Source organism: Comamonas sp. 23, from assembly GCF_049601575.1.
Classification (GTDB): domain Bacteria; phylum Pseudomonadota; class Gammaproteobacteria; order Burkholderiales; family Burkholderiaceae_C; genus Comamonas; species Comamonas squillarum.
The window spans coordinates 420,073-432,899 of sequence record NZ_CP187127.1 but is presented as its reverse complement, the minus strand read 5'-3'; the positions used below and the strand labels follow the sequence as shown (position 1 = coordinate 432,899).

Below are 12,827 nucleotides of genomic sequence, written 5' to 3'. Positions count from 1 at the left end.
GTTGTCATAGGCTGCTTTATCTCTGTGAAGGCAAAGCTTGTTGATACCACAGCACTCCAGGCAAAACCTTGCAGGTTTTCCCGATGCCACAATAGCTGCCATGAAAGCTGACGCCGTTCGTGACATCGCCCTGGCCCATGCCATCGAGACCTCACCGCCCCATGAGGCCCTGCCCAGCGCTGCGCGCTGCGAGGCCATCACGCAGGAGGTGCTGCACACCTTGGGCAAGCCCGCGCTGGGTGGCAAGGCCGGCCAGGCCGCCTTTGCCCAGTTTCTGCAGCTGCGCGCCAAGCGCATCATCCAGGCCAGCCAGTTGCCCGCTGATGTGCGCCAGCTGTGGCAGCATGCCCCGGGGCTGGCGCACTGGGCACCGCTGGCGATCGGCCTGCTGGCGCTGTGCCTTGGCTTTGCCAGCCACCGCATTACCGATCCGCACCGGGTCGATCTGATGTCGCTGTCGCTGATGGGCATCGTGCTGTGGAACCTGCTGATGTACACCGTGCTCTTGCTGCGCAGCCTGCTGCGCCTGGCACGGCGCCAGCCAGCGCGCGTGGCGCCCTGGGAGCCCGCACAGCCCACGCCAGCCGGCACGGCACCCAGCGCGGCTGCTGCCGATGAGCACCCCGGCTGGATCGCCCGCCTGCGCGGCAAGGCCATGCCTGCGCTGCGCGGCAGCGGCCTGCGCAAGATGGCGCTGCGCTTTGAGCGCAACTGGTGGCAGGCCAGCGAAGGGGTGCGCAATGCGCAATGGCTGCTGTGGCTGCACCTGGGCGCGGCGCTGGTCGCCGTGGGCGCACTGGCCTCGCTCTGGCTCACGGGCCTCACCAAGGAATACCAGGTCGGCTGGGAGAGCACCTTCCTGTCGGCCCCGCAGGTGCAGCACTGGCTCAACCTCCTGTTCGCCCCCACCCAATGGCTGCAGTGGACGACGCCCTGGAGCCTGACCGATATCCAGGCGCTGCAAGGCTGGGTGAGCAGCAGCCTGCCCGCGGCGCCATCGGCCCCGGCAACCCAGGCCATGGCAGCCCCCGCCTCCGGTGTCGGCGCGCGCTGGGTCTGGGCCTATACCGCCTTGCTGGGCGCCACCGTGGTGGTACCGCGTGTGCTGCTGGCGCTATGGCAAGGGCTGCGCGCGCGCTGGCGCAGCCAGCACCTGCAGCTGCCGCTGAACCAGGCCTACTTTGCCCGGCTGCAGCGCGACTTTGGCGGCCTGGCCACGCGCCTGGTGCTGCTGCCGTTCAGCATGGATGTGACGCCCGAGCGGCGCGCCGCGATCGACCACTTTGCGACCGATCTGTATGGCGCCGGCGCCCATGTCGACTGGCTGCCGACGCTGGCCTATGGCGCTGCGCTGCCGGCCGTCGATTTGGCGCCCGCTGCGCAGGCCATTGCGCTCATCAACCTGTCAGCCACGCCCGAGGCCGAGGTACATGGCGAGCTGCTGGCCCAGCTGCGCAGCCGCTTTGGCGCCAACGGCCAGCTCTGGCTCTGGGCCAGTGACTTTGCCGCCCGCAATGCCGGCGCCCCCCGCCGCCTGCAGGAGCGCGAAGCGCTGTGGCAGGAATTTGCCCAGCAGCACGGCTTCAACGCGCAGCTGATCACCACCGGCACCTGACGAGACCCGCACGATGACCGAGATGACGAACGCCCCCCCACTCCCCGCCGCTGTGCCGCAGGCAGCGGATGCAGCCAACGACCAGACCATCGCCTGGTGCCTGCTGTCGCACACCAATATCGGCAAGACCACCCTGGCCCGCACCCTGGTCGCCGAGGACATTGGCGAAGTCCAGGACGCCGCCCATGTCACCAGCCAATCGCAGCGATACCTGCTGCAGCGCACCGAGCAAGGCGATGAACTGTGGCTCTGGGACACGCCGGGTTTTGGCGATTCGGTGCGGCTCTACAACCGCTTGAAGCAGCAGGGCAACCCGCTGGGCTGGTTTCTGTCCAATGTCTGGGACCGCTGGCGCGACAAGCCCTTCTACATGAGCCAGCGCGCCTTGCAGGCCGCGCGTGACCATGCCGATGTGATGCTCTACCTGGTCAATGCCGCCGAAGACCCGGCCGACGCCGGTTACTGGGCCAGCGAGATGCGCATCCTGCAGTGGATGGACAAGCCCGTGCTGGTGCTGCTCAACCAGATCGGCAGTGACACCACAGCCACCCAAACCGCCGCCGACCTGCAGCGCTGGCGCGCGGCAACGGCCGAGTTTGCCGGCACCGTGCGCTCGGTGCAGGTGCTCGATGCCTTCACACGCAGCTGGTGGCATGAAAAGCAGGTGATGCAGTCCATCGCGCCGCTGCTGCCCGATGCCAAGCAGCCGGCTTACCAGCGCCTCTTGCAAACCCGCGCACAGCGCCAGCAAGCGCGCGAAGCGGCCAGCCTGCAGGCCCTGGCCGAGCAGCTGCTGCTGGCGGCCACTGCGCAGGAGACCGTGCAGACCAGCGACAACAAGCTCTGGCAGCGCGCCTGGAGCAAGGTGAGCGGCTCGGTTGCACAGGCCATCCGTGGCAGTGGTCCTGAGGGCGCCGAGCTCAGCCCCGAGCAGACCGCCGCGATGCAGCGCCTGACCCAGTCCCTGCAGCAGGCCGACCTGGCCAGCACCCAGGCGCTGCTGGCGCTGCACCAGCTCGATGGCCAGGCGGCCAGCCAGATCCAGCAGCAGCTCAAGGACCACCTGAAAACCAGCACACCGCTTGATCCGCAGACGGCCAGCCTCTGGGGCGCGCTCACGGCTGGTGCTGCAACCGGCCTGGGCGCCGATATGGTGGCCGGCGGCATGACCTTGGGCGCAGGCGCGCTGGTGGGCGCCTTGGTGGGTGCCGTCACCTTTGCCGGTGCCGCCTGGAGCGCCAACAAGATGTTTGACCAGCAGGCCCAGCGCTTTCACCTCTCGCCCGAGTACCTGAGCGCCTTGACCGGCCAGCTGCTGCTCAAGTACCTGGTGATCTCGCACTTTGGCCGGGGACGCGGGCGCTACACCAGCCCCAGCGCGCCGGCGCAGTGGAGCGAGGCCGTGCAGGCCGCCGTGCAGCACCGCGCCACCCAATGGCAGCAGCAGTGGAAGGCGCTGGGCAGCCTGGCCGCCGATGCCGGTTTGAGCGACGAGGCGCGCGCCGCCCACTTGCAGGCGCTGCAGCTGCAGCTCGGTGAATGCCTGCACCAGGCGCTAGGCCGCCTGTACCCCGACATGGATCGACCGGCAGGCAGTGCTCATGCCAACAATCAATAAAAACAAGCAATTACAAAATTAATGACGATAAAAAACATATATCCGCATTGACCCGGTTGTTTTTTGCAGGTGCCCGTCGCAGCATGGGGGTGCCATGGCCCTGAGGCCCGGCATCCCTTGAAACAAAACGACAGGAGAGTTCTATGCGCAATACCTGGAAAGCCTGGATCAGCGGTATCGCCCTGTGCAGCACAGCGGCAGTTTTTGCCCAGACACCGGCAGCGGGCACGGCACCGGCGGCCAAACCAGCCCCTGCCGCCAAGGCCGCGCCGGCGGCCCCCGCAGCAGCAGCGCCAGCGGCCGCTGCCGACAAGGCCAAGACCCCCGCCCCTGGCGGCGGTGCCGGCAAGGTCTGGGCCAATACCAGCTCCAAGATCTACCACTGCCAAGGTGACCGCTACTACGGCACCACCAAGCAAGGCGAGTACATGACGGTGGCAGATGCGAAAGCCAAGGGCATCCAACCGGCCAAGGGCAGCAAGGCCTGCAACAGCTGATCGGCGCCGCCCCGCACCACCCAGACCCTGCGCAAACCCGCAGGGTTTTTTACGCTGCCCGGCGCTGCACCAGCCACTGCCACCAGCGCTTGCCGTAGCCGGCAATGCCCTGGGGGAACAGCAAGACCAGCAGCAGAATCACCGCGCCCAAGGTGGCACGCCAGTAGTCGGTGTTGCGCGCCATGGCGTCATGCAGCCAGGTAAAGCTGAAGGCGCCCAGAATCGGCCCCACCAAGGTCTGCACACCGCCCAGCAGCACCATGACCAGGCCATCGACGGACTTGGCCACCGACATGGTCTCGGGCGAGATGCTGCCCTTGGAGAACGCAAACAAGGCGCCCGCCAGCCCGGCCACCGAGGCAGCCAGCACAAAGCCCATCCACTGCACCCGCGCCACCGCAATGCCGATGGCCTCGGCGCGCAGCGGTGCGTCGCGGCTGGCACGCAGCGCATAGCCCAGCGGCGCATACAGCACCCGCCACAGCGCCAGCACGCCAGCGGTGGCCAGCAGCAGGGTCAGCAGGTAGAACCAGCGCTTGTCCTCCAGCCAGGCCGCCGGCCAGACACCCGTGAGGCCATTGCTGCCCCCGGTGACCGAATCCCACTGGAAGGTGGTAGCCCAGATGATCTGCGCAAAGGCCAGGGTCAGCATCGAGAAATACACGCCCGTCAGCCGCACCGCAAACCAGCCGGTCAACAGGCCGCCCAAGGCCGCCAGCAGTGGCGCCAGCAGCAGCGCCCACAGCATCGGCAGGCCCGCCGCGTTCAGCAGCAGCGCCGCACCATAGGCGCCCAGGCCAAAGAAGGCCGCATGGCCAAAGGAATGGAGACCTGCCGGCCCCATCAAGAAATGCAGGCTGGTCGCAAACAGCGCGGCAATGACCAGGTCCACCATCAGCACCAGGGTGTAGGACTGCGCATCGACCGCCCAGGGCAGCGCCAGCAAGGCCAGCAGCACAGCAGCTCCCACGGCTTTCAAGGCAGGCGGGGGGGCGCGCAGCGGCTGCTCGCGCAGGCCCTGGCTGCGGCTCGCGGCCTGCGGCTTGCCCAGCAGGCCCCAGGGGCGCAGCACCAGCACCACGGCCATCACCAAAAAGTCCGCCACCAAGGTCAGCTGCGGAAACGCAATATCGATACCGGCGATCTGCACCACGCCCAGCCAGATGCACAGCGCCTTGACGGTGGACACCAGCAGTGCCGCGACAAAGGCACCGGTGAGCGAGCCCATGCCGCCGACCACCACCACGACAAAGGCCGAGCCAATGGTCTGCAGATCGAGCTCCAGGGTGGCCGGTTCGCGCGGCAGCTGCAGCGCGCCGCCCAGCCCGGCCAGCGCGGCGCCCAGCGCAAACACCGCCGTGAACAGCCAGGCCTGGCGCACGCCCAAAGCGCCCACCATTTCGCGGTCCTGCGTGGCGGCGCGCACCAGCATGCCAAAGCGGCTGCGGTGCAGCAGCAGCCAGGTGGCACCCAGCACCAGTGGGCCCACCGCGATCAAGAACAGGTCATAGCTTGGAAAGGCGCGGCCCAGGATATCGACCGCGCCGCCCAGCCCCGGCGCGCGCGGGCCCAGCAGCTCATCGGGCCCGCACAGCCACAGCACCGCATCCTTGATCACTAGCACCAGCGCAAATGTGGCGAGCAGCTGAAACAGCTCGGGCGCCTTGTAAATGCGGCGCAGCAGCAGCACCTCCACCACACCGCCCAGCAGCCCGACGGCGATGGCCGACAGCGGCAGCGACAGCCAAAAACCCCAGCCGCCCCCAAGGGGCGCCATGGCCTCGGCCAGCGCATAGGCCGCGTACAGCCCCACCATGTAAAAGGACCCATGCGCAAAGTTGACGATGCGGCAGACGCCAAAAATCAGCGACAGCCCGGCGGCCACCAGAAACAGCGACGAGGCGCCGGCCAGGCCATTGAGCAGTTGCACCAGCAGACCGGAAAAACTCATGCGCCTCCCTGCGCTTGTCGCCATGCCTGGCCGTCTTGCCGCCCCAGCCAGCGGGGCATGCGCGCCCACCGACCTGCGGCGCTTGCGGGGGCCAGGCAGCGTTCCATCAGCTTACTGCGGGCGCATCTTGCGCACTTCGTCATCGCTGGGCAGGTAGTCCTTGCCATCGCGGTAGACATAGTCCACCAGCTCGCCCTTGCCGCCCACGTTCTTGAGCTTGCCCACATAGGCGCCCATGGTCGATTGGTGGTCCTGCGCGCGCCAGGTGATCGGGCCAAACGGCGACACGACCTGCAGGCCTTCAAAGGCCTTGATCAGCGCCTCGGTGTCAGTGTTGCCGGCCTTCTTGATGCCCTCGGCCAGCGACTTGATGCCGGCATAGCCGACGACCGAGCCCTGGCGCGGGTAGTCCTTGTACTTGGCCTGGTAGGCGTCGAAGAAGGCCTTGTGCTCGGGCGTCTTCAGCGTGTGCACGGGGTAGCCGGTGACGATCCAGCCATTGGGCGTTTCGGCCTTGAGCGTGTCCAGGTATTCGGGCTCGCCGCTCAAAACGCTGACGACCTCGCGGTCCTTGAACAGGCCGCGCGTATTGCCCTCGCGCACAAACTTGGTCAGGTCGGTGGCAAACAGCACATTGAAGATCGCATCGGGCTTGGCATCGGCCAGCGCCTGCACGACGCTGCCGGCATCGACCTTGCCCAGCACGGTGGCCTGCTCGGTGACGAACTCCACATCGGGCTGGGCCGCCTTCATCTTGGCCTTGAAGGTGGCGACTGAGGACTGGCCGTACTCGTAGTTGGGGTAGACGAGAGCCCAGCGCTTTTTCTTGAGCTTGAGCGCCTCTTCGACCAGCATCGACACCTGCATGTAGGTGGAGGGGCGCAGGCGGAAGGTGTAGGCGTTGCCATTGCTCCAGACCATCTTGTCCGTCAGCGGCTCGGTAGCGAGGTAGAAGAACTTGCGCTGCTTGGCAAAATCGGTCAGTGCCATGCCGGTGTTCGACAGAAAGCCGCCGGCCAGCACATCGACCTTTTCGCGCGCGATCAGCTCCTCGGCCACGCGCACGGTATCGCCCGGGTTGGCATTGTCGTCGCGCGTGATCAGCTCGAGCTTCTTGCCGTTCACGCCGCCTGCGCGGTTGACTTCGTCCACCGCCAGCTCCATGCCGCGCTTGTAGGGCTCCAAAAAAGCGGGCTGGTTCTTGTAGCTGTTGATCTCACCGATCTTGATGACACCGGCCGCCTGGGCAGCCGAGGCCCCCAGACCAGCGAGCACCAGCGCACTGGCCGTGCGGGACAACAGACGGTAGCGGGCAGAAATAGGCATGCAAAAGTCTCCAGGTGAGACCGGCCCCACAGCGGAGGCAGGCGCTGACAGTCAGGCCGCTATTGTGACGGCTTCCGCGCGCTGTGAACGCCCCGAGCTGCAAAGGGCTGCCCGCATGCGGATGCAGATTCGTTTTTGACCGCTTGGTGCGACAGGTTTTGCGGCCTGCGGCGCCCTAGCCAGATTTTGACTAATTGCCATTCGATCACATGTATTCGTATTTCATCTAATACTAATCTTATTAAGAATTAGCGATCATCGGTTCCTCTCCCAGACTTTGGACCCGTGGGCATATGGCATTGATTCAGACCTTCATCGCGTTGCTTGGTGATAGCGCAGTTCTCCGCAGCCAGCAGGACCTGGCCGGCCATGTGACCGACTGGCGCGGCCGCTACCAGGGCCAGGCCCAGTGCGTGCTGTTCCCGTCGACGACGGCGCAGGTGGCGGAGGTGGTCCGGATCTGCCATGCAGCGCAGGTGCCGGTCGTGGCCCAGGGCGGCAATACCAGCCTCTGCGAAGGCGCGATTCCGCGTGCAGATCTGCCCGAGACCGTGGTCATCAACCTGGGCCGCATGCGCCAGGTGCGCGCGGTCGATCCGGCCAACAACTCGATGGTGGTCGATGCCGGCTGCGTGTTGCAGACCGTGCAGGAGACCGCCCGCAGCCATGGGCGCCTCTACCCGGTGAGCCTGGGCGCCGAAGGCTCCTGCCAGATCGGCGGCAATATCGCAACCAATGCCGGCGGCACGGGCGTGCTGCGCTATGGCAATACCCGCGAGAACGTGCTGGGCCTCGAAGTGGTGCTGCCCGATGGCCGCATCTGGGAAGGGCTCTACGGCCTGCGCAAGAACAACACCGGCTTTGATCTCAAGCATTTGTTCATTGGCTCAGAAGGCACTTTGGGCATCATTACCGGCGCCACGCTCAAGCTCCACCCGCTGCCCACGGCGCGCGCGATGGCCTGGCTGGCGGTGGAATCGCCCCAGGCGGCCATCGCCATGCTGGCCCGGTTCCAGAGCCGCTGCAGCGCCTCGCTGTCGGCTTTCGAGATGCTCAACGATGTGCAGCTGAACATTGTGCTGGGCCATGTGGCCGACCGCCGCGCGCCGCTCAGCCCCAGCTACCCCTGGCATGTGCTGGTGGAGCTGACCGACACCTGTGACGAGGCGCTGCTGTCCGCTGCGCTCGAAGAGACGCTGTCGGCCGCCGCCGAAGAGGGCCTGCTGCTGGATGCGGCCATCGCCACCAATGGCAAGCAACAGGCCGACTGGTGGGAGGTGCGCCACAGCGTCTCCGAAGGCAACAAGAAGGCCGGCATCGGCATCAACACCGACCCGGCGGTGCCGCTGTCGGCCATCCCGGCGTTCATCACCCAGGCGACGGCCGCCGCGCACGGCATCGTGCCGGGCGCGCCCATCATCATCGTGGCCCACCTGGGCGACGGCAATGTGCACTTCATCCCGCAGATGCAGTTTGCGCAGTGGCAGGCGCTCTCGCCCGCTGAGCAGGACCAGCTCTCGCACCGCGTCAAGCAGGCCGTCAACGAAGTGGCCTGCGCGCTGGCAGGCACCTTCAGCGCCGAGCATGGCATCGGCCAGGTGCTGACCGACGAGATGGCGCTGTTCAAGCCCGCCGTCGAGCTCGATCTGATGCAGGCCATCAAACGCGCCATCGATCCGCAGCAGCGCTTCAACCCCGCGCGCCTGCTGCCGCCCGCTCCCTGATCCCCTCCCTCCCTTGACTTCCCCTGCCTCTTCCTTCGAAAGGACACTTTATGACTGAGATCACTACCTCCCGTCGCACCGCACTGAAGGCGGCCGTGGCTGGCGCAGGCCTGATTGCTGCACCTGCCGTACTGCGCTATGCCCGTGCCACGTCCAAGCGTATCGTGGTGCGTGATGACGGCGGTATCTACACCAAGGCCTATGGCGCGGTGTACTACAAGCCTTTCACGCAGAAGACCGGCATCGAAGTGGTGGGGGTGCAGGCAACGGCCGAGCCCGTGGCGCAGATCCGCAGCATGGTCGAGACCAAGAACTACACCTGGGACATGGCCAAGATCAGCCAGCCGGCCATCCTGCTGCTGACCGAAGGCGGCAAGGTGCTGCTGGAAAAGCACGGCCTGGAAAACGACCCCTTCGTCAAGACCATCCCGGCGCAGTACATGTCGCCCTACGGCGTGGGCACCAATGTCTACAGCACCGTGCTGGCCTACCGCGAAGAGGCTTTCAGGGGCCGCGCCGCGCCCAAGTCCTGGGCCGATTTCTGGAACGTCAAGGACTTCCCCGGCCGCCGTGGCATCCGCAAGCACCCGTTTGACACGCTGGAGCAGGCGGCGATGGCCTCGGGCGTGTCTGCTTCGCAGCTGTACCCGCTGGATCTGGACCGCGCCTTCAAGGCCCTGGACCAGATCAAGCCCAAGATCGATGTCTGGTGGAACTCCGGCGCCCAGGTCGAGCAGATGCTCAAGTCCGGCGAAGTCGACATGATCGCCACCTGGGTGTCGCGGCCGCAATCGGCCAATGCCGATGGCGCCAAGATCGGCATCGTCTGGAACCAGAACATCTGGGGCGTGGACAGCTGGTCCATCCTGGCGGGCACGCCCAATGCCGACGCCTGCCGCGAGTTCATCAAGTTCGCGTCCGAGCCCCAGCGCATGGCCTCGCTGACCCAGTACTTTGCCGCCGGCGTGACCCAGCCAGAAGCGTTCAAGTTCATCAAGCCCGAGCTGGCCAAGGAATCGCCCACCTATCCCGACAACATCAAGAACGGCGTGCAGATCGATGCCAAGTACTGGGTGGCCAACCAGGCTGCAGTGATCGAGAAGTTCAACGGCTGGGTGCTCAAGTAAGCGCTGCGCGCCAGTGATGACCAAACCTGCTGAGGCACGGCACACCGTGCCAGCCTCAGCACAGGCACCACCAGGTTGATTCGTTGCAGCACGGTGCAATGGAGAAGATTGAAATGAAGAATATAAAACTGTCGATTGCGGGCTTGACCAAGCGCTATGGCTCCTTTGTCGCGCTGCACCCCACCAACCTGGAAGTGCCCGAGGGCGAGTTCCTGACCTTGCTGGGCCCTTCGGGCTCGGGCAAGACCACCTTGCTGAGCATGATCGCCGGCCTGTCCGTGCCCGATGGCGGCCAGCTGCTGATCAACGGCAAGGATGTGACCTATGGCGCGCCCTATGAGCGCGACATCGGCATGGTGTTCCAGAACTATGCGCTGTTCCCGCACATGACGATTGCCGAGAACATCGCCTTTCCGCTGAAGATGCGCAAGCTCGACCGCGCCACCGCGATGAAGCGCGCCATGGAGGCGCTGGAGCTGGTGCACCTGCCCCATGTGGCCCAGCGTTTTCCCAAAGAGTTGTCGGGCGGCCAGCAGCAGCGCATTGCACTGGCGCGCTGCCTCGTCTACAAGCCCTCGATTGTGCTGATGGACGAGCCGCTGGGCGCGCTGGACAAGAAGCTGCGCGAACACATGCAGCTGGAGATCAAGCGCATCCACCGCGAAGCCGGCACCACCATCGTCTATGTGACCCACGACCAGGAAGAGGCGATGACCATGTCGGACCGCATCTGCCTGATGAACGGCGGCCGCATCGAGCAGCTGGGCTCGCCCGCAGACCTGTACTTCCGCCCGCGCACGCCCTTTGTGGCCGATTTTCTGGGCGAGAGCAATCTGTTCAAGGGCACCGTCGTTGCCAGCCAGGCCGGCCAGGCCCGCGTCGCCTTGAACGGCACCAACACCGAGCTGCTGGCCTCGGCCGACCAGCCGCTGGCCACCGGCGCCAAGGTCTGCGTGATGGTGCGCCCGCAGAACATGGCCGCCGCCGGTGCTGCCCAGGGCGCCAGCGAGCGCTTCAGCGGCCAGCTGCTCGATACGATGATCACTGGCAGCCTCACCAAGCTCTACCTTAAGGCGCCTGCGCTCAGCACCGAGCCGGTGGTGCTGTCCTTCCCCACCTCCATTGCCAAGCATGACCACGCAGTGGGCAGCACCTTGGACTTTGGCTGGTCCAGCAGCGACGCCGTCGCCGTGCCGGAGCCCGCATGAACAGCGCCGCCACCCCCCGTGCCGCCTGGGTGAGGCCGCTGATGATGGCCGCACCGCTGGTCATGCTGTTTCTGGTGCTGCTGGTCTACCCCGTGGGCCAATTGCTGCTGCTGAGCATCTACAGCGACGGCAGCTTCAAGTGGAACAACTACAGCCAGCTGTTCAGCTCCTCGGTCTACCTGGACACGATGTGGATCACCTTGAAGATCTCGCTGGTCACGGCGCTCTTGTCCATCGTGGGCGGCTACCCGATTGCCTACCTGGTCTCGTCCCTGCAAAAGGACAAGAAAAGCCGCTGGGTGTTCTGGATTCTGCTGTCGTTCTGGACCAGCTTTCTGGTGCGCGCCTTCGCCTGGATCGTTGTGCTGGGCCGCAATGGCCTGGCCAACCAGCTGCTGCTGGCGCTGGGCCTGCAGGATGCGCCGTCGAACATGCTCTACAGCTTTGGCGCCGTGCTCGTGGGCATGGTCCATGCGCTGATGCCGCTGGCCGTGCTGACCATGCTCTCGGTGATGGAGAACATCGACCGCAACCTGCCGCGTGCCGCGCTCACCTTGGGTGCCCGCCCGGGCACGGCCTTCTGGCGCGTGTACTTTCCTCTGTCCATGCCCGGCGTGGCTGCGGGCGCGATCATGGTCTTTGTCACCGCCGTGGGCTTTTTCATCGTGCCGCAGCTGCTGGGTGGCCGCAAGGAGACCATGATCACCCAGCTGATCATCGAGCAGGTGATGCAGGTGATGAACTGGGGCTTTGCCGGCGCCATCTCGGTGCTGCTGCTGATCGTCGTGCTGATCGTTTTTGCGATCTATGACAAGGTGCTGGGTCTGTCGACGATGACGGGCGCGCAGTCGGACAAGAGCAACCACAGCAGCGGTTTCATGCGCCAGCTGTCCGAGATGGTGCTGGGCCTGCTCGGCAGCATCAGCGACCGGCTGATTGCGCTGGTGCCGCGCTCGCGCAAACGCGATCTGCAGCAGGGGGATTCCTTTGTGCTGCGCGCCAGCGTGGTGGCCCTCTTGGTGTTCCTGAGCGTGCCTGCGCTCTTGATGATCCCCATCTCGTTTGCCGACAAGTCGGGCCTGAACTGGCCGCCCCAGGGCTTTACCCTGCAGCACTACCAGGACATGCTGGCCTCGCCGCTGTGGATCAACGCCACGGTGCGCAGCTTTGTCGTGGGCTTTTTTGCCGCGCTGGCCGCCATGGCTGTGGGCACGCCAGTGGCCTTCTTGCTGGTGCGCGGCCAGATGCGCGGCAAGGCCTTGCTGCTGGCCTTTGTGCTGTCGCCGCTGATCATCCCGCGCATGATCATTGCCGTGGGCATGTTCTATTTCTTCTCCAAGGTGGGCCTGGTGGGCACCTCGCTGGGTCTGGTGCTGGGGCATACCGTCATCGCCATCCCCTATGTGGTGATGACGATGATGGCCGTGCTGCGCAACTACGACACGCGCCTGGACATGGCCGCCCAAAGCCTGGGCGCGCGCCCCTGGCAGACCTTGCGCTACGTGACCTTCCCAATCATTGCCGCCGGCCTGACCTCGTCCTTCCTGTTTGCCTTTGCCACCTCGTTTGACGAGCTGACCATCTCGCTGTTTGCCTCGGGGGGCCTGAGCTCCACCCTGCCCAAGCAGTTCTGGGATGAAGTGACATTGCAGATCTCGCCGGTGATCGCCGCCGTCTCGACCTGCCTGTTCGCCTTCATCGGCATTTTGATCACCTGTGCGGACTGGCTGCGTCGCCGCTCCGCCGCTTCTTTGAATTGAT

The 12,827-nt window shown here is 65.6% G+C and carries 9 protein-coding genes; 7 read left to right on the top strand and 2 right to left on the bottom strand.

Annotated features, from left to right (window positions below; all coding sequences use genetic code 11):
* Window positions 1–100 precede the first annotated feature (100 nt).
* The 3 genes from ACPEE1_RS01730 to ACPEE1_RS01720 all read left to right on the top strand — a co-directional run bounded on the left by ACPEE1_RS01730 (window position 101) and on the right by ACPEE1_RS01720 (window position 3,730).
* On the top strand, window positions 101–1,615 hold the full coding sequence (locus ACPEE1_RS01730; protein WP_423935039.1) for a DUF2868 domain-containing protein: 1,515 nt from the start codon (window positions 101–103) through the stop codon (window positions 1,613–1,615).
* Window positions 1,616–1,637: 22 nt separating this feature from the next.
* A complete protein-coding gene (locus tag ACPEE1_RS01725; protein ID WP_182344148.1) occupies window positions 1,638–3,233 on the top strand; it encodes a DUF3482 domain-containing protein in 1,596 nt (531 codons plus the stop codon).
* Between the two features lie 143 nt (window positions 3,234–3,376).
* Window positions 3,377–3,730, top strand: a complete 354-nt coding sequence (locus ACPEE1_RS01720) for a signal protein (RefSeq protein WP_182344150.1) — start codon at window positions 3,377–3,379, stop codon at window positions 3,728–3,730.
* A 49-nt stretch (window positions 3,731–3,779) separates the two neighbouring features.
* On the opposite strand, the gene ACPEE1_RS01715 is transcribed toward ACPEE1_RS01720, so the two are convergent.
* Together ACPEE1_RS01715 and ACPEE1_RS01710 are read right to left on the bottom strand one after the other, a co-directional pair.
* A complete protein-coding gene (locus tag ACPEE1_RS01715) occupies window positions 3,780–5,681 on the bottom strand; it encodes an ABC transporter permease (RefSeq protein ID WP_182344152.1) in 1,902 nt (633 codons plus the stop codon).
* A gap of 111 nt (window positions 5,682–5,792) precedes the next feature.
* Entirely contained in the window at window positions 5,793–7,007 is a 1,215-nt protein-coding gene (locus tag ACPEE1_RS01710; RefSeq protein ID WP_423935038.1) for an ABC transporter substrate-binding protein, read from the bottom strand.
* A gap of 293 nt (window positions 7,008–7,300) precedes the next feature.
* Between ACPEE1_RS01710 and ACPEE1_RS01705 the strand changes: the two genes are divergently transcribed.
* From ACPEE1_RS01705 to ACPEE1_RS01690, 4 genes are all read left to right on the top strand, one after another.
* Window positions 7,301–8,731 carry an FAD-binding oxidoreductase gene (locus ACPEE1_RS01705; RefSeq protein ID WP_423935037.1) on the top strand — a complete coding sequence of 477 codons (1,431 nt, stop codon included), beginning with the start codon at window positions 7,301–7,303 and terminating at the stop codon, window positions 8,729–8,731.
* Between the two features lie 50 nt (window positions 8,732–8,781).
* Window positions 8,782–9,858, top strand: a complete 1,077-nt coding sequence (locus ACPEE1_RS01700) for an ABC transporter substrate-binding protein (RefSeq protein WP_423935036.1) — start codon at window positions 8,782–8,784, stop codon at window positions 9,856–9,858.
* 113 nt (window positions 9,859–9,971) lie between these two features.
* Window positions 9,972–11,066, top strand: a complete 1,095-nt coding sequence (locus ACPEE1_RS01695) for an ABC transporter ATP-binding protein (protein ID WP_423935035.1) — start codon at window positions 9,972–9,974, stop codon at window positions 11,064–11,066.
* Window positions 11,063–12,826: an ABC transporter permease subunit gene (locus ACPEE1_RS01690; RefSeq protein WP_182344160.1), complete on the top strand. Its 1,764-nt coding sequence runs from the start codon at window positions 11,063–11,065 to the stop codon at window positions 12,824–12,826. The genes ACPEE1_RS01695 and ACPEE1_RS01690 overlap by 4 nt, the downstream gene beginning before the upstream one ends.
* Window position 12,827: the final 1 nt, after the last annotated feature.

Excerpts from the sequence above, each read along its gene's own strand:
- ACPEE1_RS01730 (WP_423935039.1), top strand. The coding sequence starts at position 101 with ATGAAAGCTGACGCCGTTCGTGACATCGCCCTGGCCCATGCCATCGAG.
- ACPEE1_RS01715 (WP_182344152.1), bottom strand. The coding sequence starts at position 5,681 with ATGAGTTTTTCCGGTCTGCTGGTGCAACTGCTCAATGGCCTGGCCGGC.
- ACPEE1_RS01700 (WP_423935036.1), top strand. The coding sequence starts at position 8,782 with ATGACTGAGATCACTACCTCCCGTCGCACCGCACTGAAGGCGGCCGTG.
- ACPEE1_RS01690 (WP_182344160.1), top strand. The coding sequence starts at position 11,063 with ATGAACAGCGCCGCCACCCCCCGTGCCGCCTGGGTGAGGCCGCTGATG.
- ACPEE1_RS01695 (WP_423935035.1), top strand. The coding sequence starts at position 9,972 with ATGAAGAATATAAAACTGTCGATTGCGGGCTTGACCAAGCGCTATGGC.
- ACPEE1_RS01720 (WP_182344150.1), top strand. The coding sequence starts at position 3,377 with ATGCGCAATACCTGGAAAGCCTGGATCAGCGGTATCGCCCTGTGCAGC.
- ACPEE1_RS01725 (WP_182344148.1), top strand. The coding sequence starts at position 1,638 with ATGACGAACGCCCCCCCACTCCCCGCCGCTGTGCCGCAGGCAGCGGAT.
- ACPEE1_RS01710 (WP_423935038.1), bottom strand. The coding sequence starts at position 7,007 with ATGCCTATTTCTGCCCGCTACCGTCTGTTGTCCCGCACGGCCAGTGCG.
- ACPEE1_RS01705 (WP_423935037.1), top strand. The coding sequence starts at position 7,301 with ATGGCATTGATTCAGACCTTCATCGCGTTGCTTGGTGATAGCGCAGTT.